The organism is Pseudomonas entomophila, assembly GCF_023277925.1.
GTDB lineage: Bacteria > Pseudomonadota > Gammaproteobacteria > Pseudomonadales > Pseudomonadaceae > Aquipseudomonas > Aquipseudomonas entomophila_D.
Window position 1 is genome coordinate 2,258,991 of the sequence record NZ_CP063832.1, and the last position, 22,805, is coordinate 2,281,795.

Consider the following 22,805-nt stretch of genomic DNA (forward strand, 5'->3'; position numbering starts at 1 on the left):
GAGAACCCTCACCCACAGGTGATCCGACCATGGCCCGCACGACCCCCATCGAGCTCTACCGCAACATCGGTATCGTTGCCCACGTGGATGCCGGCAAGACCACCACCACCGAGCGGATCCTGTTCTACACCGGGGTCAACCACAAGATGGGCGAGGTGCACGACGGCGCCGCGACCATGGACTGGATGGCCCAAGAGCAGGAGCGCGGCATCACCATCACCTCGGCGGCCACCACCGCGTTCTGGCAGGGCTCGACCAAACAGTTCGCCGACAAGTACCGCTTCAACATCATCGACACCCCCGGCCACGTCGACTTCACCATCGAGGTGGAGCGCTCGCTGCGCGTGCTCGATGGCGCGGTGGTGGTGTTCAGCGGCGCCGATGGCGTCGAGCCGCAATCCGAAACGGTGTGGCGCCAGGCCAACAAGTACCATGTGCCGCGCCTGGCCTACGTCAACAAGATGGACCGCCAGGGCGCCGACTTCCTGCGCGTGGTCAAGCAGATCGACCAGCGCCTGGGGCACCACCCGGTGCCGATCCAGCTGGCCATCGGCGCCGAGGAGAACTTCATCGGCCAGATCGACCTGGTGAAGATGAAAGCCATCTACTGGAACGACGCCGACCAGGGCACCAGCTATCGCGAAGAAGAGATTCCGGCCGAGCTCAAGGCACTGGCCGATGAATGGCGCGCGCACATGATCGAGGCAGCGGCCGAAGCCAACGACGAGCTGACCACGAAATTCCTCGAAGGCCAGGAGCTGACCATCGACGAAATCAAGGCAGCCCTGCGCCAGCGCACCATCGCCAACGAGATCGTGCCGACCATCCTCGGCTCGTCATTCAAGAACAAAGGCGTACCGCTGATGCTCGACGCGGTGATCGACTACCTCCCCGCCCCCTCCGAGATCCCGGCGATCAAGGGCACCGACCCGGACCACGAAGACAAGCACCTGGAGCGCCATGCCGACGACAAGGAGCCTTTCTCGGCCCTGGCCTTCAAGATCGCCACCGACCCCTTCGTCGGCACCCTGACCTTCGCCCGGGTGTATTCCGGCGTGCTCAGCTCCGGCAACGCCGTGCTCAATTCGGTGAAGGGCAAGAAGGAACGCATCGGCCGCATGGTGCAGATGCATGCCAACCAACGCGCCGAGATCAAGGACGTGTGCGCCGGCGACATCGCCGCGCTGATCGGCATGAAGGACGTCACCACCGGCGACACCCTGTGCGACATCGACAAGCCGATCATCCTCGAACGCATGGACTTCCCCGACCCGGTGATCTCGGTGGCAGTGGAGCCCAAGACCAAGGGCGACCAGGAGAAGATGGGCATCGCCCTGGGCAAGCTGGCCCAGGAGGACCCGTCGTTCCGGGTCAAGACCGACGAAGAGACCGGCCAGACCATCATTTCAGGCATGGGCGAGCTGCACCTGGACATCATCGTCGACCGCATGCGCCGCGAGTTCAACGTCGAGGCCAATATCGGCAAGCCGCAAGTGGCCTACCGCGAGAAGATCCGCAACACCTGCGAGATCGAGGGGCGCTTCGTCCGCCAGTCGGGCGGTCGTGGCCAGTACGGCCATTGCTGGATCCGTTTCGCCCCGGGCGATGAAGGCAAGGAAGGGCTGGAGTTCATCAACGAGATTGTCGGTGGCGTAGTCCCTCGCGAATACATCCCGGCCATCCAGAAAGGCATCGAGGAGCAGATGAAGAATGGCGTGCTCGCCGGTTATCCGCTGATCAACCTCAAGGCGGCGGTGTACGACGGTTCGTACCACGACGTCGACTCCAACGAGATGGCCTACAAGATCGCCGCCTCAATGGCCACCAAGCAACTGTCGCAGAAAGGCGGCGCGGTGCTGCTGGAACCGGTGATGAAAGTCGAGGTGGTGACGCCCGAGGAGTACCAGGGCGACATCATGGGCGACCTGAGCCGACGCCGGGGGATGATCCAGGATGGCGACGAGACGCCGGCCGGCAAGGTGATCCGCGCCGAGGTGCCGCTGGGCGAGATGTTCGGCTACGCCACCTCGATGCGCTCGATGACCCAGGGCCGGGCCAGCTACACGATGGAGTTCACCCGCTATGCCGAGGCACCGGCGAGCATTGCCGATGCCATCGTCAAGAAGAACCGCGGGGAATAGCGCTTTCGCCTGTGCCGGCCTCATCGCGGCTTTAGCCGCGATGAGGCCGGCACAGCCAACAACCATGGTCAGTGCTGCTCGCCAGCCCGCTTGAGCAGCTTCTTGCAGCGCTCCGACAGGTGCACTACGCGCAGATGCTTGCCCGCCTTGGCATAGCGCTCACGCAAGGTTTGCAACGCCGCAATCGCCGAGTAATCGACAAAGCTCAGGTGCTGGCAATCCAGGGTGACCTTGGCCGGATCGTTGGCCGGGTCGAACTGATTCAGGAACGGCGTGGTCGAGGCAAAGAACAGTGTGCCATGCACCTGGTAACGCTTGCCGCCTTCGCCATCGTCATGGCTGTCGGCATACAGCTCCCGCGCATGCTGCCAGGCGAAATTGATCGCGGCGATGACGATACCGAACATGACCGCCATGGCCAGGTCGGTGAGCACCGTGACCACCGTCACCGCGATGATCGCCAGCACATCGCTCACCGGCACCTTGTTCAGCACCCGCAAGGAGGCCCAGGCGAAGGTCTGCTGGGCGACCACGAACATCACTCCCACCAGCGCCGCCAGCGGGATGCGCTCGATCAGCGGCGACAGGAACAGTACGAACAGCAGGATCATCACCCCGGCTACCACGCCCGACAGCCGGCCACGGCCATTGGAGCTGAGGTTGATCACGGTCTGGCCGATCATCGCGCAGCCCCCCATGCCACCGCACAGGCCCGAGACCATGTTGGCAGCGCCCAGCGCCACGCATTCGCGGTCCGGGTAGCCGCGGCTCTCGGTAATTTCGTCGGTGAGGTTGAGGGTCAGCAGGGTTTCCAGCAAGCCAACCATGGCCATCAGCAATGCATAGGGCGCGATGATCTTCAGGGTCTCGAGGCTCCAGGGCACCTCCGGCAGCGCCAGTTGCGGCAGGCCCCCGGCGATGTGCGCCATATCACCGAGGGTGCGGGTCGGCAGGCCGAACAGGTAGACCAACAGGCCGACACCGAGGATCGCCACCAGCGCGGGCGGTACGACGCGGGTCAGCTTTGGTAGCACGTAGACCACCAGCATGGTCAACGCCACCAGGCCGATCATCAGGTAAAGCGGTGTGCCGCTGAGCCAGTGCTCGCCCTCCTTGAAGTGCTCCAACTGGGCCAAGGCAATGACGATGGCCAGGCCGTTGACGAAGCCGAGCATCACCGGGTAGGGCACCAGCCGCACCAGCTTGCCCAGGCGCAGCACGCCGAACAGGATCATCACCCCCCCGCCGAGCAGCACCGTGGCCAGCAGGTACTGGGCCCCATGCTGCACCACCAGGGCGACGATCACCACCGCCATGGAGCCAGCAGCGCCGGAGATCATGCCCGGGCGGCCGCCGAACAGCGCGGTCAGGGTACAGATGATGAAGGCACCGTACAGGCCCATCAGCGGGTTGAGGTGGGCCACCAGGGCGAAGGCGATGCACTCGGGCACCAGGGCGAACGAAGTGGTGAGGCCGGCGAGCAGGTCGGCGCGTAGACGAGCAGGTTTCATGGGGGTCCTGTGCAGAAAGCGAAGGCAACACACTTTCTCTGTGGGAGATTGCCCGCCCTCCGAGGTGCAGGTGTTCTCTGTAGGAGCGGTTTTAGCCGCGATGCGAGCCACGCGGTGCCCGGCACCCGCTCCGCGGGTGATCGCGGCTAACGCCGCTCCTACAGGGGCGTGCCAAATCAATGGGTTACAGCTTTTTCCATGAGAGCGGGCATGCGCTACCTTGGCGGGCGAGACTGAAATTCGAGGGCCGATGTTACGGAATTTGCCTCGCAGCAGCCAGTCACCACCTGACCCTTTCATTTGCCTGTGATCCAGGCCCGGCAAGAAGCCGACAAATTTGCCATCATGTTCACTCCACCCGCGGAGATCATGGACATGCCGCTACGCCCCCTCATCGCCTCCCTGCTGCTGGCCGCCAGCCTCACCGCCCAGGCCGCCACCGAGGTCATCCCCCTGCAGCACCGCGGCAGCGCCGAGCTGCTGCCCGCCGCCCAGTCTTTCCTGGGCAAGGACGGCACCGTCAGCACCTTCGAGGACAAGTTGATCGTCAACGCACCTCCTGAGCGCATCGACGACCTGCGCAGCCTGCTGCAGCAGCTCGATACCGCACCCAAGCGCCTGCTGATCAGCGTCGACAACAACGACCGCAACTTCCAGGACAACCACGGCAACGCACGGGTAATCCAGTACGGCACCGCCAACCGCGAAGGCGGCCTGCAGCAGGTGCAGGCCAGCGAAGGGCAACCGGCGCTGATCCAGGTCGGCCAGAGCGTCCCGATCACCAGCACCGCCACCGACGGTTATGGGCGCCTGCAGAGCAACACCGAGTACCGCAACGTCACCCAGGGTTTCTATGTCACGCCACGCCTGAGCGGCGACACGGTGCGCCTGCAGATCAGCACCAACAACGACCGCATGAGCCAGGAGCGACCCGATGTAGTGAAGGTACAAAGCACCGACACGACCGTCACCGGCAAGCTTGGTGAATGGATCACCCTGGCCGGATACAACCAACAGAGCCAGGCCGATATCAGTGCATCAAGCCGCACCTACAGCACCCAGCGCGGTGAAAACATGACGCTGCGCGTCAAAGTCGACCTTCTCGACTGAATCCAGGCAATTCAAGGCCTCGACCAAAGGCCTTGAAACTGACCGCAGAGTCGCATTAGACCAAAGATGTAGTAAGCATAAAAAAGCACTACAAAACATTTGACAGGCTCTTTTTGGCAAAGGCATGATGGCCTCGCTCCCGCTAATCAGAGGCCCTGGCAAGGGTCTTCGGAGCGCCCTCCTCAACACCCGCGGAGGCGCTTCGTGTCCATACGGCCCATAAGGCGGTTCGACGGGATTGCGACTGCAACGAAGAAGTTGTCCCGAGGGACGGAAGCGCATCACCGCAGTGACCAGCAATCGCGTCGCACCGCAGCAAGGCAGCCACGAGCCGACCTGCAGGGCACACCTTCGCCTGGCCTGCATACCCTTCCCCTTCGCACCTCCTCCGTTCGCCGCCGCACTCCCCCGGACAGGACAGCCGCCAGGCCCTCTGATCCGCGTATCCGAGCATCAGCACAATTACACTCAAGATCGATGCGACGAGGTTTATTTCCATGGCACTGACACGCGAACAGCAAATTGCAGCCCTCGAGAAAGACTGGGCCGAAAACCCGCGCTGGAAAGGCGTGACCCGTACCTACACCGCCGCTGATGTCGTTCGCCTGCGTGGCTCGTTGCAGCCAGAGCACACCTTTGCTCGCCAAGGCGCAGAAAAACTGTGGAAGCTGGTCACCGAAGGTGCTCACCCGTCCTTCCGCCCAGAAAAAGATTTCGTCAACTGCATGGGCGCCCTGACCGGCGGCCAGGCAGTGCAGCAGGTAAAAGCCGGCATCCAGGCCATCTACCTGTCTGGCTGGCAGGTTGCCGCCGACAACAACTCGGCCGAGTCGATGTACCCCGACCAGTCGCTGTACCCGGTCGACTCGGTACCGACCGTGGTCAAGCGCATCAACAACGCCTTCCGCCGCGCCGACCAGATCCAGTGGAAAGCCGGCAAGAACCCGGGCGACGATGGCTACATCGACTACTTCGCACCGATCGTGGCTGACGCCGAAGCCGGTTTCGGCGGCGTGCTGAACGCCTACGAGCTGATGAAGAACATGATCGAAGCGGGCGCTGCCGGCGTGCACTTCGAAGACCAGCTGGCCTCGGTGAAAAAATGCGGCCACATGGGTGGCAAGGTACTGGTGCCAACACAAGAAGCCGTGCAGAAGCTGGTTGCAGCGCGTCTGGCCGCAGACGTGTCGGGCGTACCGACCATCATCCTGGCCCGTACCGACGCCAACGCCGCCGACCTGCTGACCAGCGACTGCGACCCGTACGACCAGCCGTTCGTGATCGGCGAGCGCACCCGTGAAGGCTTCTACAAGGTGCGTGCCGGCCTCGACCAGGCCATCGCCCGCGGCCTGGCGTATGCCCCGTACGCCGACCTGATCTGGTGTGAAACCGCCAAGCCGGACCTGGACGAAGCCCGCCGCTTCGCCGAGGCGATCAAGAAGGAGTACCCAGACCAGATCCTGTCGTACAACTGCTCGCCATCGTTCAACTGGAAGAAGAACCTGGACGACGCCACCATTGCCAAGTTCCAGCGCGAACTCTCGGCCATGGGCTACAAGCACCAGTTCATCACCCTGGCCGGCATTCACAACATGTGGCACGGCATGTTCAACCTGGCGCACGACTATGCCCGCAACGACATGACCGCCTACGTGAAGCTGCAGGAGCAGGAATTCGCCGATGCCAGCAAAGGCTACACCTTCGTGGCGCACCAGCAGGAAGTCGGCACTGGCTACTTCGACGACATGACCACCGTGATCCAGGGTGGCGCATCGTCGGTAACCGCACTGACCGGTTCGACCGAGGAAGAGCAGTTCCACTGATAGTGGGTTGCTGATCGAGGCCCGGGGCTTGCGAAAGCTCCGGGCCTTTCTTTTTACCTGCAGCGAATTTTCCAGGATTGCGCAGGACCTGCATCACACCCAACTCAGCGTAATCCATCAGACCGGGAACGTCGGTGACTGCACTCAACGGCTCGACCGAAGAAACGCGAGAAGTGGCCAAGGCCGCACACACCCTGCATCCGAAGCCTAGTATTTTTGCCAGTTACTCCAATTCACCGCATCGGTGAACATAGCAACTCCCCACAAGGAGTCGCATCATGTCGGACACCACCAAAGCAGGACAGCTAGACCCTGAATTCGCTTCGCAGGGGCGCTTTTCACACAGTGCTTACGACCACCTCGGCCCGATCACCCTAATCGATTCAAACCAGAAAACCCTTGTTTCCTCGGCGCCAAGGGGCTTGTCCGCCCTCAAGCTGCTGCGCCTCAAACCTGAGGGTGTGCTTGATACCGAATTCGGTACGCAAGGGGTCACAACAGTGGAGTATGAAGGGGCTTCACGCGTGTTCCTGACCGGGATCGTAACGGACGAATCCGGGCGAATTTTCGTAGTTGGCGACTACAACTACGCCTCGGATTCGTATTACCCCATGATCGTTCGCTTGCTGGCCAATGGAAAGCCCGACACCAGCTTCGGGGAAGACAACAAAGCCTATCGCGTCTATAACAATCAGCTCCACATCGAAAGCTGAGAGGATCACCCCCCAATCGAACTCCAAGAGGATCAGCCGACCCACGAACACAACGAGCTCCGTCGGCATATGGAACGGAATCCTCTACTTCCACTCCCGCGACCATATCGTGGCAGTGACACTGGAGGGCGACCTGGCAACTGAGTTCGATGGAACAGGCTATTGGCGACCCACGTACGACAACAGCCCAGTACTACTGAAAGCGATGTGCAAAAGTGAGGGCAGCATTTATGCAGCGTTCGCCCCCGTGCCTACAGGCGACTACGAGAAGCGTGTCTACGTGACCCGCCTTGATAAGCACGGCAAGGTCGACACTACCTTTGCCGACGATGGTTATCTGGAACTGACCACCCCTGACCACACGCTGCTTCCGGCGTCACTCAAGCAATCCGCCTCCAACAACTACTTTGTTCTGACGTGCGCCACCGACATCAATACGTTGGACGAGGGCACTGCATTGATGGCCTTCAACAGCGACGGCACCTTGAACGACGTTTTCAACAACGGGAACCCCGTGATCATCAAAAAGAAGCCGCTGACCATTGCCACCCCAACAGATCTGGCCTTCTACGCGAGCCCGGGCGAAGCGGAAAAGATCTACCTTGCCGTGCTTTATGTAGATACAGCTACCGGTTCTTCTCCTCTTGCGACCCTGCGCCTCAACAGCGATGGCAAACTGGACACCACCTATGGCGCCAACGGCTGGGCCTTTATAGGGGAAAGTGGACTTGCCTCGAGCATCACTTGCCAACCCAATGGCCAACCGCTGGTGGCCTGCAACCTCAAGCTTCCAACCGACTCTAGAGCCGGGCTCTACCTGACACGCCTGCTCGCCTGAAACAGACGTGATTCTGCTTGGCCGGGTGCCTGACTGGGTCGTTGGGTTTAGCCTGCCCGCAAACAGGCCGGGCACCGACCACAGCAAAACCCAGGATCAGGGCTATGCTTCAGGCAGCCTAGCAGCAAGGACCGCCCATGCCCCGTCCAAGCCACCTGATGATGCTCGCCCTGACCGCCGCCGCCCTCTATCTATATGCACTCGCCAGCGGCAATCCCCTGCTCGGCCTGCTGGCCAAACCCATTCCGGTGCTGGCCCTGATAGCCTGGCTGCGCAGCGCCCCGACCACGGTTTATCGCCGCTGGATCACCATCGGCCTGGCTTTCTCGGTACTCGGCGACATTTTGCTGGCGATCCCCGCCGACCTGTTCGTGTTCGGCCTGGCAGCCTTCCTCTGCGCCCACCTGGCCTACCTGCGCGCCTACTGCGGCAAGACCAAGCACTCCGCACTGCCCGCACTGCTGTTGAGCGCCATCACCGGCATCACCCTGTTCGGGGTGCTTGCCAGCCACGGCCTCGGCCCACTGCTGATCCCGGTCGCGCTCTACGCCCTGGCCATAAGCGCCATGCTCTGGCGCGCCTTGGCCTGTGGCGGTGTCGCCGCGCTGGGTGCCTGCGCCTTCGTGTTCTCCGACAGCCTGATCGGCATCGACCGCTTCGTCAGCCCGTTCGCCGCTGCCGAATACCTGATCATCCTGTCCTACTGGCTCGGCCAGTGGCTCATTGCCGCGTCGGTCAGCCGCGGCGCAAGTGACAAAGTATTGATCCAGAACGGTACGCGCAGCGCCGGAAGCTGCTAGAACGAGAGTTTTTCGCATTTGCAAGTGAGCAGATTGCCCGAGGAACTTTACAAGGCTCAGAAACGCTAAAACATTACAGCTCAAACCAAATGATATTAATTATCATTACACATTAAGACGGTCGTTACACGATACAAGAAACATAATTAACAAAATCGTACGCAATGCCCGAAACGCAAGGGTTTCAGCCATTTACGAACGGTTTTTGTTCTTAAACCTACGAATAAATTTGCAACGGAAATTTTACTTGCACTGGGTTTACCCATAAAATCAGCGCGATTGATTCAGCTGCGACATTTGGTCACTGCGTCTGCGACACCACGTCGCCGCTCTACTTATTTCAGACTGCAGAGCTGGGTCTCTGTATAAGGATTTCTAGCATGTCCGATTCGGCAGGACTCATCGCCCACAACTGGGGCTTTGCCATCTTCCTCCTGGGTGTCGTCGGCCTGTGTGCCTTCATGCTCGGCCTGTCCAGCCTGCTCGGTAGCAAGGCTTGGGGCCGCGCCAAGAACGAACCTTTCGAATCCGGCATGCTGCCCGTCGGCAGCGCCCGCCTGCGCCTGTCCGCCAAATTCTATCTGGTCGCGATGCTGTTCGTGATCTTCGATATCGAAGCCCTCTTCCTGTATGCATGGTCTGTGTCCGTCCGCGAAAGCGGCTGGACCGGATTCGTCGAAGCACTCGTTTTCATAGCAATTCTGTTGGCAGGTCTTGTCTACCTATGGCGCGTCGGGGCGCTCGATTGGGCTCCCGAAGGTCGCCGCAAGCGGCAAGCGAAGCTGAAACAATGAGGCTTTGGCATGCAATACAATCTCACCAGAATCGATCCGGACGCACCCAACGAGCAGTATCCGGTCGGTGAGCGGGAAACCGTCACCGATCAGCTGCTAGAGGACCAGGTCCACAAGAACATCTACATGGGGAAACTCGAGGATGTGCTGCGTGGCGCGGTCAACTGGGGTCGCAAGAACTCCCTCTGGCCGTACAACTTCGGCCTGTCCTGCTGCTACGTGGAAATGACCACGGCCTTCACGGCACCCCACGACATCGCCCGCTTCGGTGCCGAAGTCATCCGGGCATCGCCGCGTCAGGCCGACTTCATGGTCATTGCCGGTACCTGCTTCGTGAAGATGGCGCCGATCATCCAGCGCCTGTACGAGCAGATGCTCGAACCGAAATGGGTCATCTCCATGGGTTCGTGCGCCAACTCCGGCGGCATGTACGACATCTACTCGGTCGTTCAGGGGGTCGACAAGTTCCTCCCCGTGGACGTGTACGTGCCAGGCTGCCCGCCGCGCCCCGAGGCGTTCCTGCAAGGCCTGATGCTGCTGCAGGAGTCGATCGGCCAGGAGCGACGCCCGCTTTCCTGGGTGGTTGGTGATCAAGGCATCTACCGTGCCGAGATGCCCGCCCAGAAAGACCTGCGTCGCGAACAGCGTATCGCGGTAACCAACCTGCGCAGCCCCGACGAAGTCTGATCCAGCGACCTGCCGCCCGCTCCCGAAGGAGCCGGCGGCCTGGCTTCATTCTTAACGTTGACCCAAAGCGACCGAGACCATGACAGCGGACAACGCTATTTATATTCCGCCTTACAAGGCTGACGACCAGGATGTGGTCGTCGAACTGCACAACCGATTCGGCGCCGACGCTTTCGTCGCCCAGGAAACCCGCACCGGCATGCCGGTACTGTGGGTTAAGCGTGCCCAGCTCAAAGAAGTCCTGACCTTCCTGCGCAACGTCGCCAAGCCGTACAGCATGCTGTACGACCTGCACGGCGTGGACGAGCGCCTGCGCACCCAACGCCGCGGCCTGCCGGCTGCCGATTTCAGCGTGTTCTACCACCTGCTGTCGATCGAACGTAACAGCGACGTGATGATCAAGGTGTCGCTGAGCGAAGGCGACCTGAACCTGCCGACCGTCACCGGTATCTGGCCCAACGCCAACTGGTACGAGCGTGAAGTCTGGGACATGTTCGGCATCGACTTCGCCGGCCACCCGCACCTGAGCCGCATCATGATGCCGCCGACCTGGGAAGGTCACCCGCTGCGCAAGGACTACCCGGCCCGCGCCACTGAGTTCGACCCCTACAGCCTGACCCTGGCCAAGCAGCAGCTTGAAGAGGAATCGGCACGCTTCAACCCGGAAGCCTGGGGCATGAAGCGTTCGGGCGCCAACGAGGACTACATGTTCCTCAACCTCGGCCCCAACCACCCTTCGGCCCACGGTGCCTTCCGTATCGTCCTGCAGCTGGACGGCGAAGAGATCGTCGACTGCGTCCCGGACATCGGCTACCACCACCGTGGCGCCGAGAAGATGGCCGAACGTCAGTCGTGGCATAGCTTCATCCCCTACACCGACCGTATCGACTACCTCGGCGGGGTGATGAACAACCTGCCGTACGTGCTTGCGGTGGAGAAGCTGGCCGGCATCCAGGTGCCGCAGAAGGTCGACGTGATCCGCATCATGCTCGCCGAGTTCTTCCGCATCACCAGCCACCTGCTGTTCCTGGGTACCTACATCCAGGACGTCGGCGCCATGACCCCGGTGTTCTTCACCTTCACCGACCGCCAGCGCGCCTACACCGTGATCGAGGCGATCACCGGTTTCCGCCTGCACCCGGCCTGGTACCGCATCGGCGGCGTCGCCCACGACCTGCCGCGCGGCTGGGACAAGCTGGTCAAGGACTTCGTCGAATGGCTGCCCAAACGCCTCGACGAATACACCAAGGCCGCCCTGCAGAACAGCATCCTCAAGGGCCGTACCATTGGCGTTGCCGCGTACAACACCAAGGAAGCCCTGGCCTGGGGCACCACCGGCGCCGGCCTGCGTGCCACTGGTTGCGACTTCGACCTGCGCAAGGCACGCCCCTACTCCGGCTACGAGAACTTCGAGTTCGAAGTACCGCTGGCCCACAACGGCGATGCCTACGATCGCTGCATGGTCCGCGTCGAGGAGATGCGCCAGAGTATCCGCATCATCGACCAGTGCCTGCGCAACATGCCGGAAGGCCCGTACAAGGCGGACCACCCGCTGACCACGCCGCCACCTAAAGAGCGCACCCTGCAGCACATCGAAACCCTGATCACCCACTTCCTGCAAGTCTCGTGGGGCCCGGTCATGCCGGCCAACGAGTCGTTCCAGATGATCGAGGCGACCAAGGGCATCAACAGTTACTACCTGACGAGCGATGGCGGCACCATGAGCTACCGCACCCGGATCCGTACCCCGAGCTACCCGCACCTGCAGCAGATCCCTTCGGTGATCAAGGGCAGCATGGTCGCGGACCTGATCGCGTACCTGGGCAGTATCGACTTCGTTATGGCTGACGTGGACCGCTAAGCATGAACAGCACGCTTATCCAGACAGACCGTTTCGCCCTGAGCGAGACCGAGCGCTCGGCCATCGAGCACGAGATGCACCACTACGAGGACCCGCGCGCGGCGTCCATCGAAGCCCTGAAGATCGTCCAGAAAGAGCGCGGCTGGGTGCCAGATGGCGCCATCTACGCCATCGGCGAAGTGCTGGGCATCCCGGCCAGCGACGTCGAGGGCGTAGCCACCTTCTATAGCCAGATCTTCCGTCAGCCAGTCGGCCGCCACATCATCCGCGTGTGCGACAGCATGGTCTGCTACATCGGCGGCCATGAGTCGGTGGTCAGCCAGATCCAGAGCGAGCTGGGCATCGGCCTCGGCCAGACCACCGCCGACGGGCGCTTCACCCTGCTGCCAGTGTGCTGCCTGGGTAACTGCGACAAGGCCCCGGCGCTGATGATCGACGACGACACCTTTGGCGACGTGCAACCTGCCGGCGTCTCCAAGCTGCTGGAGGGTTACGTATGACCATCACTTCCTTCGGCCCGGCCAACCGCATCGCGCGTTCGGCCGAAACCCACCCGCTGACCTGGCGCCTGCGTGACGACGGCGAGCCGGTGTGGCTGACCGAGTACGAATCGAAGAACGGCTACGCCGCCGCGCGCAAGGCGCTGGCGCAAATGTCCGCCGACGATATCGTGCAAAGCGTCAAGGACTCCGGCCTCAAGGGCCGCGGCGGCGCGGGCTTCCCCACTGGCGTGAAGTGGGGCCTGATGCCCAAAGACGAATCCATGAACATCCGCTACCTGCTGTGCAACGCGGACGAAATGGAGCCCAACACCTGGAAGGACCGCATGCTGATGGAGCAACAGCCCCATCTGCTGGTCGAGGGCATGCTGATCAGCGCCCGCGCCCTGAAAGCTTACCGCGGCTACATCTTCCTGCGTGGCGAATACACCACTGCGGCGAAAAACCTCAACCGTGCCATCGATGAAGCCAAGGCCGCCGGCCTGCTGGGCAAGAATATCCTCGGTTCCGGTTTCGATTTCGAGCTGTTCGTGCACACCGGTGCCGGGCGCTACATCTGCGGTGAAGAGACCGCGTTGATCAACTCGCTGGAAGGCCGCCGTGCCAACCCGCGCTCCAAGCCGCCCTTCCCTGCCGCCGTCGGCGTGTGGGGCAAGCCAACCTGCGTGAACAACGTCGAGACCCTGTGCAACGTGCCAGCCATCGTCGCCAACGGCAACGACTGGTACAAGTCGCTGGCCCGCGAGGGCAGCGAGGACCACGGCACCAAGCTGATGGGCTTCTCCGGCAAGGTCAAGAATCCCGGCCTGTGGGAACTGCCGTTCGGCGTTACCGCCCGCGAGCTGTTCGAGGACTACGCCGGCGGCATGCGCGACGGCTTCAAGCTCAAGTGCTGGCAGCCTGGCGGCGCCGGTACCGGCTTCCTGCTGCCCGAGCACCTCGATGCACAGATGTACGCCGGTGGCATCGCCAAGGTTGGCACCCGCATGGGTACCGGCCTGGCCATGGCGGTCGACGACAGCATCAACATGGTCTCGCTGCTGCGCAACATGGAAGAGTTCTTCGCCCGCGAATCCTGCGGCTGGTGCACCCCGTGCCGCGACGGCCTGCCATGGAGCGTGAAGATGCTGCGCGCCCTGGAGAAAGGCCAGGGCCGCGCCGAAGACATCGAGACCCTGCTGGGTCTGGTCAACTTCCTCGGCCCAGGCCGTACCTTCTGTGCTCACGCACCAGGTGCCGTCGAGCCATTGGGCAGTGCCATCAAGTATTTCCGCTCGGAGTTCGAGGCCGGCGTCGCCCCAGCCACTGCTGGCAGCGAAGCCCTGCGCCCGAACCTGGCGAAGCCGATCGTGGTCGGCGCATAACAAGATGAAACAGCGGATGGTCCGTGCCATCCGCCAGCCCGCAGGCCGGCCCGAACGACTCGTGGCCGGCCGCAGGCTCACCGATTTCCATTAGCCACGCCCGCCCACGCGGGCCAACGAAGAACTTTGAACAATGGCCACTATCCACGTAGACGGCAAAGCGCTCGAAGTCAACGGTGCGGACAACCTGTTACAGGCCTGTCTGTCGCTCGGCCTCGACATCCCCTATTTCTGCTGGCACCCGGCGCTCGGTAGCGTCGGCGCCTGCCGGCAGTGCGCGGTCAAGCAGTACACCGACGAGAACGACACCCGTGGTCGTATCGTCATGTCCTGCATGACCCCTGCCTCCGACGGCACCTGGATCTCCATCGACGATGAAGAGTCGAAGGCGTTTCGCGCCAGCGTCGTCGAATGGCTGATGACCAACCACCCGCACGACTGCCCAGTGTGCGAGGAAGGCGGTCACTGCCACCTGCAGGACATGACGGTAATGACCGGCCACAACGAGCGCCGCTACCGTTTCACCAAACGTACCCACCAGAACCAGGACCTCGGCCCGTTCATCGCCCACGAGATGAACCGCTGTATCGCCTGCTATCGCTGCGTGCGCTACTACAAGGATTACGCCGGCGGCACCGACCTGGGCGTATACGGCGCCCACGACAACGTGTACTTCGGTCGCGTCGAAGACGGCGTGCTGGAAAGCGAGTTCTCCGGCAACCTCACCGAGGTCTGCCCGACCGGTGTGTTCACCGACAAGACTCACTCCGAGCGCTACAACCGCAAATGGGACATGCAGTTCGCCCCGAGCATCTGCCATGGTTGCTCCAGCGGCTGCAACATCAGCCCCGGTGAGCGCTATGGCGAGCTGCGCCGCATCGAGAACCGCTTCAACGGTTCGGTGAACCAGTACTTCCTGTGCGACCGCGGCCGCTTCGGCTATGGCTACGTCAACCGCAAGGACCGGCCACGCCAGCCGCTGCTGGCCGATGGCACCAAACTGTCGCTGGACGCCGCCCTGGACAAGGCCGCCGACCTGCTGCGCGGCCGCACCATCGTCGGTATCGGCTCGCCACGCGCCAGCCTCGAGAGCAACTACGGCCTGCGTGAGCTGGTCGGCGCCGAGTACTTCTACTCGGGCATGGAGGCCGGCGAGCTGGCCCGCGTGCGCCTGGCGCTGAACGTGCTGAACAACAGCCCGCTGCCGGCACCGACCCTGCGCGACATCGAAGACCACGACGCCGTGTTCGTGCTCGGTGAAGACCTCACGCAAACCGCCGCCCGCCTCGCCCTGGCCGTGCGCCAGGCCACCAAGGGCAAGGCCGAAGCCATGGCCGACGCCATGCGCGTACAACCGTGGCTCGACGCTGCGGTGAAGAACATCGGCCAGCATGCGCTGTATCCGCTGTTCATCGCTTCGCTGGCTGAAACCAAGCTGGATGACGTGGCCGAAGAGTGTGTACACGCCGCTCCCGCCGACCTCGCCCGCATCGGTTTCGCCGTGGCCCACGCCATCGACCCGAGCGCCCCTGCGGTCGAAGGCCTGGACGCTGAAGCCAAAGCCCTGGCCCAGCGCATCGCCGACGCCCTGGTCGCTGCCCAGCGCCCGCTGGTGGTCGCCGGTACCTCGCTGGCGGATCCTGCGCTGATCGAAGCCGCCGCCAACATCGCCAAGGCCCTCAAGCTGCGCGAGAAGAACGGTTCGCTGAGCCTGGTCGTGCCTGAGGCCAACAGCCTGGGCATGGCGATGATGGGCGGTGAGTCCGTCGACGCGGCGCTGGACGCCGTGATCAGCGGCAAGGCCGACGCCATCGTCGTGCTGGAAAACGACCTGTACGCCCGCGTACCGGCCGCCAAGGTCGACGCAGCCATGGCCGCGGCCAAGGTGGTGATCGTCGCCGACCACTCGAAAACCCCAACAGTCGACCGCGCCCACCTGGTGCTGCCAGCCGCCTCCTTCGCCGAAGGCGACGGCACCCTGGTCAGCCAGGAAGGCCGTGCCCAGCGCTTCTTCCAGGTGTTCGACCCGCAGTACCTGGACAGCAGCATCCAGATCCACGAAGGCTGGCGCTGGATGCACGCCCTGCGTGCCACCCTGCTCAACAAGCCGGTGGACTGGACCCAACTGGACCACGTCACCAGCGCCTGCGCCGAAGCCGCCCCGCAACTGGCCGGCATCGTCAACGCAGCACCTTCCGCCGCGTTCCGCATCAAGGGCATGAAGCTGGCCCGCGAGCCGCTGCGCTACTCCGGTCGAACCGCCATGCGCGCCAACATCAGCGTGCACGAGCCGCGCACGCCACAGGACAAGGACACCGCGTTCGCCTTCTCCATGGAAGGTTACTCGGGCTCCGCAGAACCTCGCCAGCAAGTGCCGTTCGCCTGGTCGCCGGGCTGGAACTCGCCACAAGCCTGGAACAAGTTCCAGGATGAAGTCGGTGGCCACCTGCGTGCCGGTGACCCGGGCGTGCGTCTGATCGAGTCGCAGGGCGACAAGCTCAACTGGTTCACCGCCATCCCGGGTGCCTTCAACCCGGCCCGCGGCACCTGGACCGCGGTACCGTTCTTCCACCTGTTCGGCAGCGAAGAGAGCTCCTCGCGCGCCGCCCCGGTACAAGAGCGTATTCCCGCCGCCTATGTCGGCCTGGCCAAGTCCGAGGCCGATCGCCTGGGCGTCAACGACGGCGCGCTGCTGAGCCTGACCGTCGCCGGCGTTTCGCTGCGCCTGCCGCTGCGTATCAATGAAGAACTGGGCGCTGGCCTGGTTGCGCTGCCCAAAGGCCTGGCCGGCATTCCGCCGGCCATCTTCGGTGCATCCGTCGAAGGTCTGCAGGAGGCAGCACAATGAGCTGGTTCACCCCCGAAGTGATCGATGTGATCCTCACCGTCGTGCGGGCCATCGTGGTCCTGCTGGCCGTGGTGGTCTGCGGCGCGCTGCTCAGCTTCGTCGAACGTCGCCTGCTGGGCTGGTGGCAGGACCGCTACGGTCCGAACCGTGTCGGCCCGTTCGGCATGTTCCAGATCGCCGCCGACATGCTGAAGATGTTCTTCAAGGAAGACTGGAACCCGCCCTTTGTCGATCGCATGATCTTCACCCTGGCGCCAGTCGTGGCCATGAGTGCCCTGCTGATCGCCTTCGTGGTCATCCCGATCACCCCGCTGTGGGGCGTCGCCGACCTGAACATCGGCCTGCTGTTCTTCTTCGCCATGGCCGGCCTGTCGGTCTACGCGGTGCTGTTCGCCGGCTGGTCGTCGAACAACAAGTACGCCCTGCTGGGTAGCCTGCGGGCTTCGGCGCAGACCGTGTCGTACGAAGTGTTCCTGGGCCTGGCGCTGATGGGCGTGGTGGTGCAGGTGGGTTCGTTCAACATGCGCGACATCGTTGAGTACCAGGCCAACAACCTGTGGTTCATCATTCCGCAGTTCTTTGGTTTCTGCACCTTCTTCATCGCTGGCGTCGCCGTGACCCACCGTCACCCGTTCGACCAGCCGGAAGCGGAACAGGAACTGGCCGACGGCTACCACATCGAGTATGCCGGCATGAAATGGGGCATGTTCTTCGTCGGTGAATACATCGGCATCATCCTGATCTCGGCGCTGCTGGTCACGCTGTTCTTCGGTGGCTGGCACGGCCCGTTCGGCATCTTGCCGCAAGTGCCGTTCCTGTGGTTCGCCCTGAAAACCGCGTTCTTCATCATGCTGTTCATCCTGCTGCGCGCCTCGATCCCGCGCCCACGCTATGACCAGGTGATGGACTTCAGCTGGAAGTTCTGCCTGCCGCTGACCCTGATCAATTTGCTGGTGACCGCTGCGGTTGTGCTCTACAACACGCCAGCCGTCGCGGCCCAGTGAGGATTTGACCCATGTTCAAGTATATCGGCGACATCGTTAAGGGCACCGGCACCCAGCTGCGCAGCCTGGCCATGGTGTTCTCCCACGGGTTCCGCAAGCGCGACACCCTGCAGTACCCCGAAGAACCCGTGTACCTGCCGCCGCGCTATCGCGGCCGCATCGTCCTCACCCGCGACCCCGACGGCGAGGAGCGCTGCGTGGCGTGCAACCTCTGCGCGGTGGCCTGCCCGGTGGGTTGCATCTCGCTGCAGAAAGCGGAGACAGAAGACGGCCGTTGGTACCCCGAGTTCTTCCGCATCAACTTCTCGCGCTGCATCTTCTGCGGCCTGTGCGAAGAGGCGTGCCCGACCACCGCGATCCAGCTCACTCCGGATTTCGAAATGGCCGAGTTCAAGCGTCAGGACCTGGTGTACGAGAAAGAAGATCTGCTGATCTCCGGCCCCGGCAAGAACCCTGACTACAACTTCTACCGTGTTGCGGGTATGGCGATCGCTGGCAAGCCGAAAGGCTCCGCGCAGAACGAAGCCGAGCCGATCAACGTGAAGAGCTTGCTCCCATAAGGACAGAAAGATGGAATTCGCTTTCTACTTCGCATCCGGTGTCGCCGTCGTCTCCACGCTGCGCGTGGTGACCGGCACCAACCCCGTGCACGCCCTGCTCTACCTGATCATTTCGCTGATTTCCGTGGCGATGATCTTCTTCTCCCTCGGTGCGCCGTTCGCCGGCGCCCTGGAAGTGATCGCCTACGCCGGCGCCATCATGGTGCTGTTCGTCTTCGTGGTAATGATGCTCAACCTCGGGCCGGCCTCGGTCGCCCAGGAGCGTGGCTGGCTGAAGCCAGGCATCTGGGCGGGGCCGGTGATTCTTGCCGCCCTGCTGCTGCTGGAGCTGCTGTACGTGCTGTTCGTCACCCCGAGTGGCGCGGCCATCAGCGGTACCACCGTCAGCGCCAAGGAAGTCGGCATCAGCCTGTTCGGGCCTTACCTGCTGGTGGTCGAACTGGCGTCGATGGTGCTGCTCGCGGCGGCCGTCACCGCCTTCCACCTGGGCCGCAACGAGGCGAAGGAGTAAATCATGGGTGCTATCCCTCTCGAACATGGTCTGGCGGTCGCCGGCATCCTGTTCTGCTTAGGTCTGGTCGGGCTGATGGTCCGCCGCAACATTCTCTTCGTGCTCATGAGCCTGGAAGTCATGATGAACGCCGCTGCCCTGGCGTTCATCGTCGCCGGCGCCCGTTGGGTCCAACCCGACGGCCAGGTGATGTTCATTCTGGTGATCAGCCTGGCAGCCGCCGAGGCCAGCATTGGCCTGGCGATCCTGCTGCAGCTGTATCGCCGCTTCCACACTCTCGACATCGATGCTGCCAGTGAGATGCGCGGATGAACCTTATCTTCCTGACGTTCGTATTCCCCCTGATCGGCTTCCTGCTGCTGTCGTTCTCGCGCGGCCGTTGGTCCGAGAACCTGTCGGCACTGGTCGGCGTCGGCTCGGTGGGCCTGTCGGCCGCCGTGGCCGCCTACGTGATCTGGCAATTCAATGTCGCCCCGCCCGAAGGCGGCGCGTACAGCCAGCTGCTGTGGCAGTGGATGTCGGTGGACGGCTTCGCGCCGAACTTCACCCTGTACGTGGATGGCCTGTCGGTCACCATGCTGGGCGTGGTCACCGGCGTCGGCTTCCTGATCCACCTGTTCGCCTCCTGGTACATGCGCGGCGAAGCCGGCTACTCGCGCTTCTTCTCGTACACCAACCTGTTCATCGCCAGCATGCTGTTCCTGGTGCTGGGCGACAACCTGCTGTTCATCTACTTCGGCTGGGAAGGCGTGGGCCTATGCTCGTACCTGTTGATCGGTTTCTACTACAGCAACCGCAACAACGGTAACGCGGCACTGAAGGCATTCATCGTCACCCGCATCGGCGACGTGTTCATGGCCATCGGCCTGTTCATCCTGTTCGCCCAGCTGGGCACGCTGAACGTGCAGGAACTGCTGGTGCTGGCACCGCAGAAGTTCCAGGCCGGTGATACCTGGATGGTCCTGGCGACCCTGATGCTGTTGGGTGGCGCGGTCGGTAAGTCGGCCCAGTTGCCGCTGCAGACCTGGCTGGCCGACGCGATGGCGGGCCCGACCCCGGTTTCGGCACTGATCCACGCGGCTACCATGGTGACCGCGGGCGTGTACCTGATCGCCCGTACCAACGGCCTGTTCCTGCTGGCGCCGGACATCCTGCACCTGGTTGGCGTGGTCGGTGGTGTCACCCTGGTCCTGGCCGGCTTCGCCGCCCTGGTACAGACCGACATCAAGCGTATCCTCGCCTACTCGACCATGAGCCAGATCGGCTACATGTTCCTCGCGCTGGGTGTTGGCGCCTGGGACGCGGCGATCTTCCACCTGATGACCCACGCCTTCTTCAAGGCCCTGCTGTTCCTTGCCTCCGGTGCGGTGATCGTTGCCTGCCACCACGAGCAGAACATCTTCAAGATGGGCGGCCTGTGGAAGAAACTGCCGCTGGCCTACGCCAGCTTCGTGGTCGGTGGCGCCGCCCTGGCCGCCCTGCCGATCCTGACCGTGGGCTTCTACTCTAAAGACGAAATTCTTTGGGAAGCCTTCGCCAGCGGCAACAGCGGCCTGCTGTACGCAGGTCTCGTCGGCGCGTTCATGACCTCGCTGTACACCTTCCGCCTGATCTTCATCGCCTTCCACGGCGAAGCCAAGACCGAAGCCCACGCCGGCCACGGCATCAGCCACTGGCTGCCGCTGGGCGTGCTGATCGTGCTGTCGACCTTCGTTGGTGCCTGGATCCACCCGCCGCTGGCAGGCGTGCTGCCTGAAAGCGCCGGCCACGCCGGTGGCGAAGCCAAGCACTCGCTGGAGATCGCCTCGGGCGCCATCGCCATCGCCGGTATCCTGCTGTCGGCGTTGCTGTTCCTGGGCAAGCGTCGCCTGGTCACGGCCATCGCCAACAGCGGCATCGGCCGCGTCCTGTCGGCCTGGTGGTTCGCCGCCTGGGGCTTCGACTGGATCTACGACAAGCTCTTCGTCAAACCTTACCTGCTGATCAGCCACCTCCTGCGCAAGGACCCGGTTGACCGCAGCATCGGCCTCATCCCTCGGATGGCCCGTGGCGGCCATGTCGCCATGAGCAAGACCGAGACCGGCCAGCTGCGCTGGTACACCGCCTCGATCGCCGTGGGCGCCGTGCTGGTGCTCGGTGCCGTGGTAGTGGCCGCGGTATGACTATGAATCTTGCGACTTTGCCAAAGGAAACCAACCCGTCATGATTTTGCCTTGGCTGATCCTGATCCCCTTCATCGGCGGCTTCCTGTGCTGGCTGGGTGAGCGCTTCGGCTCCACCCTGCCGCGCTGGATCGCGCTGCTGACCATGTCCCTGCTGCTTGGCATCGGCCTGTGGCTGTGGGCGAACGGCAACTACACCCTGGCTCCCGCCCCTGGCGCGGAGCCCGCCTGGGCCCTCGAGTACAAAGTCGAGTGGATCAAGCGCTTCGGCATCAGCATCCACCTGGCCCTCGACGGCCTGTCGCTGCTGATGATCCTGCTCACCGGCCTGCTCGGTGTGCTGTCGGTGCTGTGCTCGTGGAAAGAGATCCAGCGCCACGTCGGCTTCTTCCACCTCAACCTGATGTGGATCCTGGGTGGCGTGGTCGGTGTGTTCCTGGCCCTGGACCTGTTCCTGTTCTTCTTCTTCTGGGAAATGATGCTGGTGCCGATGTACTTCCTCATCGCGCTCTGGGGTCACAGCTCGGCCGACGGCAAGAAGACCCGAATCTACGCGGCGACCAAGTTCTTCATCTTCACTCAGGCCAGCGGCCTGATCATGCTGGTGGCGATCCTCGGCCTGGTGCTGGTCAACTACAACACCACCGGCGTGCTCACCTTCAACTACAGCGACCTGCTCAAGGCCGAGCTGCCGGCCGGCGTCGAGTACGTGCTGATGCTGGGCTTCTTCATCGCCTTCGCGGTGAAGCTGCCGGTGGTGCCGTTCCACTCCTGGCTGCCTGACGCCCACGCCCAGGCACCGACAGCAGGTTCCGTCGACCTCGCCGGTATCTTGCTGAAGACCGCCGCCTACGGCCTGCTGCGCTTCGCCCTGCCGCTGTTCCCGAACGCCTCGGCCGAGTTCGCGCCGATCGCCATGACCCTGGGCTTGATCGGTATCTTCTACGGTGCCTTCCTGGCCTTCGCCCAGACCGACATCAAGCGCCTGGTGGCGTTCTCCAGTGTCTCGCACATGGGCTTCGTGCTGATCGGCATCTACTCCGGCAGCCAGCAGGCCCTGCAAGGCGCGGTGATCCAGATGCTGGCCCACGGCCTGTCGGCCGCCGCGCTGTTCATCCTGGCCGGCCAGCTGTATGAGCGCCTGCACACCCGTGACATGCGCCAGATGGGTGGCCTGTGGCACCGCATCGCCTACCTGCCTGCGATCAGCCTGTTCTTCGCCGCCGCGTCGCTGGGCCTGCCGGGCACCGGCAACTTCGTCGGCGAATTCCTGATCCTGATCGGCAGCTTCGCCCACGTACCGTGGATCACCGTGATCGCCACCACCGGCCTGGTGTTCGGTTCGGTCTACTCGCTGATCATGATCCACCGCGCCTACTTCGGCCCGGCCAAGGCCGACACCGTGCTGGCCGGCATGGACGGTCGCGAGCTGATCATGGTACTGGGCCTGGCGGGCCTGCTGATCCTGCTGGGCGTGTATCCGCAGCCGTTCCTGGACACCTCTGCCGCCACCATGAGCGGTGTGCAGCAGTGGCTCGGTTCCGCTTTCACTCAACTCGCTTCGGCCCGGTAAGAGCG

19 protein-coding genes are annotated in these 22,805 nt (G+C 63.1%); 18 read left to right on the forward strand and 1 reads right to left on the reverse strand.

The genetic code is table 11. The features are described 5' to 3' along the window. Positions 1-29 precede the first annotated feature (29 nt). A complete protein-coding gene (gene fusA, locus IM733_RS09785; protein WP_248920674.1) occupies positions 30-2,141 on the forward strand; it encodes an elongation factor G in 2,112 nt (703 codons plus the stop codon). A 68-nt stretch (positions 2,142-2,209) separates the two neighbouring features. Here fusA and IM733_RS09790 read toward each other — a convergent pair whose 3' ends face one another. Continuing rightward, positions 2,210-3,652 carry a SulP family inorganic anion transporter gene (locus tag IM733_RS09790; protein ID WP_248920675.1) on the reverse strand — a complete coding sequence of 481 codons (1,443 nt, stop codon included), beginning with the start codon at positions 3,650-3,652 and terminating at the stop codon, positions 2,210-2,212. Positions 3,653-3,997: 345 nt separating this feature from the next. Here IM733_RS09790 and IM733_RS09795 point away from each other — a divergent pair, with 345 nt between their 5' ends. From IM733_RS09795 to nuoM, 17 genes are all read left to right on the forward strand, one after another. Then, positions 3,998-4,762 (forward strand): secretin N-terminal domain-containing protein, encoded by a 765-nt coding sequence (locus IM733_RS09795; RefSeq protein ID WP_248920676.1) that lies wholly within the window; start codon positions 3,998-4,000, stop codon positions 4,760-4,762. Between the two features lie 497 nt (positions 4,763-5,259). Continuing rightward, positions 5,260-6,585, forward strand: coding sequence for an isocitrate lyase (aceA, locus tag IM733_RS09800; RefSeq protein WP_008096174.1), 1,326 nt, complete (start codon positions 5,260-5,262; stop codon positions 6,583-6,585). A 278-nt stretch (positions 6,586-6,863) separates the two neighbouring features. Continuing rightward, positions 6,864-7,298 carry a delta-60 repeat domain-containing protein gene (locus IM733_RS09805; RefSeq protein ID WP_248920677.1) on the forward strand — a complete coding sequence of 145 codons (435 nt, stop codon included), beginning with the start codon at positions 6,864-6,866 and terminating at the stop codon, positions 7,296-7,298. 109 nt (positions 7,299-7,407) lie between these two features. Then, positions 7,408-8,136, forward strand: coding sequence for a hypothetical protein (locus IM733_RS09810; RefSeq protein ID WP_248920678.1), 729 nt, complete (start codon positions 7,408-7,410; stop codon positions 8,134-8,136). Positions 8,137-8,273: 137 nt separating this feature from the next. Then, a complete protein-coding gene (locus IM733_RS09815) occupies positions 8,274-8,936 on the forward strand; it encodes a lysoplasmalogenase (protein ID WP_248920679.1) in 663 nt (220 codons plus the stop codon). 380 nt (positions 8,937-9,316) lie between these two features. After that, positions 9,317-9,730 carry an NADH-quinone oxidoreductase subunit A gene (locus tag IM733_RS09820; RefSeq protein WP_011534614.1) on the forward strand — a complete coding sequence of 138 codons (414 nt, stop codon included), beginning with the start codon at positions 9,317-9,319 and terminating at the stop codon, positions 9,728-9,730. Positions 9,731-9,739: 9 nt separating this feature from the next. Then, positions 9,740-10,417, forward strand: coding sequence for a NuoB/complex I 20 kDa subunit family protein (locus tag IM733_RS09825; protein WP_008096180.1), 678 nt, complete (start codon positions 9,740-9,742; stop codon positions 10,415-10,417). A gap of 79 nt (positions 10,418-10,496) precedes the next feature. Then, positions 10,497-12,278 carry an NADH-quinone oxidoreductase subunit C/D gene (gene nuoC, locus IM733_RS09830; protein ID WP_248920680.1) on the forward strand — a complete coding sequence of 594 codons (1,782 nt, stop codon included), beginning with the start codon at positions 10,497-10,499 and terminating at the stop codon, positions 12,276-12,278. Positions 12,279-12,280: 2 nt separating this feature from the next. Next, entirely contained in the window at positions 12,281-12,778 is a 498-nt protein-coding gene (gene nuoE, locus IM733_RS09835) for an NADH-quinone oxidoreductase subunit NuoE (protein ID WP_012313767.1), read from the forward strand. After that, positions 12,775-14,142 (forward strand): NADH-quinone oxidoreductase subunit NuoF, encoded by a 1,368-nt coding sequence (nuoF, locus tag IM733_RS09840; protein ID WP_248920681.1) that lies wholly within the window; start codon positions 12,775-12,777, stop codon positions 14,140-14,142. Before nuoE ends, nuoF begins: the two co-directional genes overlap by 4 nt. Positions 14,143-14,275: 133 nt before the next feature. After that, positions 14,276-16,990: an NADH-quinone oxidoreductase subunit NuoG gene (gene nuoG, locus IM733_RS09845; RefSeq protein WP_248920682.1), complete on the forward strand. Its 2,715-nt coding sequence runs from the start codon at positions 14,276-14,278 to the stop codon at positions 16,988-16,990. Then, on the forward strand, positions 16,987-17,994 hold the full coding sequence (nuoH, locus tag IM733_RS09850) for an NADH-quinone oxidoreductase subunit NuoH (RefSeq protein WP_011534619.1): 1,008 nt from the start codon (positions 16,987-16,989) through the stop codon (positions 17,992-17,994). Before nuoG ends, nuoH begins: the two co-directional genes overlap by 4 nt. A gap of 11 nt (positions 17,995-18,005) precedes the next feature. Beyond that, the gene (gene nuoI / locus IM733_RS09855) at positions 18,006-18,554 is read left to right on the forward strand and encodes an NADH-quinone oxidoreductase subunit NuoI (RefSeq protein ID WP_003251442.1); all 549 of its coding nucleotides are present in this window, start codon (positions 18,006-18,008) and stop codon (positions 18,552-18,554) included. A 10-nt stretch (positions 18,555-18,564) separates the two neighbouring features. Continuing rightward, positions 18,565-19,065, forward strand: coding sequence for an NADH-quinone oxidoreductase subunit J (nuoJ, locus tag IM733_RS09860; protein WP_248920683.1), 501 nt, complete (start codon positions 18,565-18,567; stop codon positions 19,063-19,065). Positions 19,066-19,068: 3 nt separating this feature from the next. Continuing rightward, positions 19,069-19,377 (forward strand): NADH-quinone oxidoreductase subunit NuoK, encoded by a 309-nt coding sequence (nuoK, locus tag IM733_RS09865; protein WP_023631349.1) that lies wholly within the window; start codon positions 19,069-19,071, stop codon positions 19,375-19,377. After that, positions 19,374-21,227, forward strand: a complete 1,854-nt coding sequence (gene nuoL / locus IM733_RS09870; RefSeq protein ID WP_248920684.1) for an NADH-quinone oxidoreductase subunit L — start codon at positions 19,374-19,376, stop codon at positions 21,225-21,227. The genes nuoK and nuoL overlap by 4 nt, the downstream gene beginning before the upstream one ends. A gap of 40 nt (positions 21,228-21,267) precedes the next feature. Continuing rightward, a complete protein-coding gene (gene nuoM / locus IM733_RS09875; protein WP_248920685.1) occupies positions 21,268-22,800 on the forward strand; it encodes an NADH-quinone oxidoreductase subunit M in 1,533 nt (510 codons plus the stop codon). Positions 22,801-22,805: the final 5 nt, after the last annotated feature.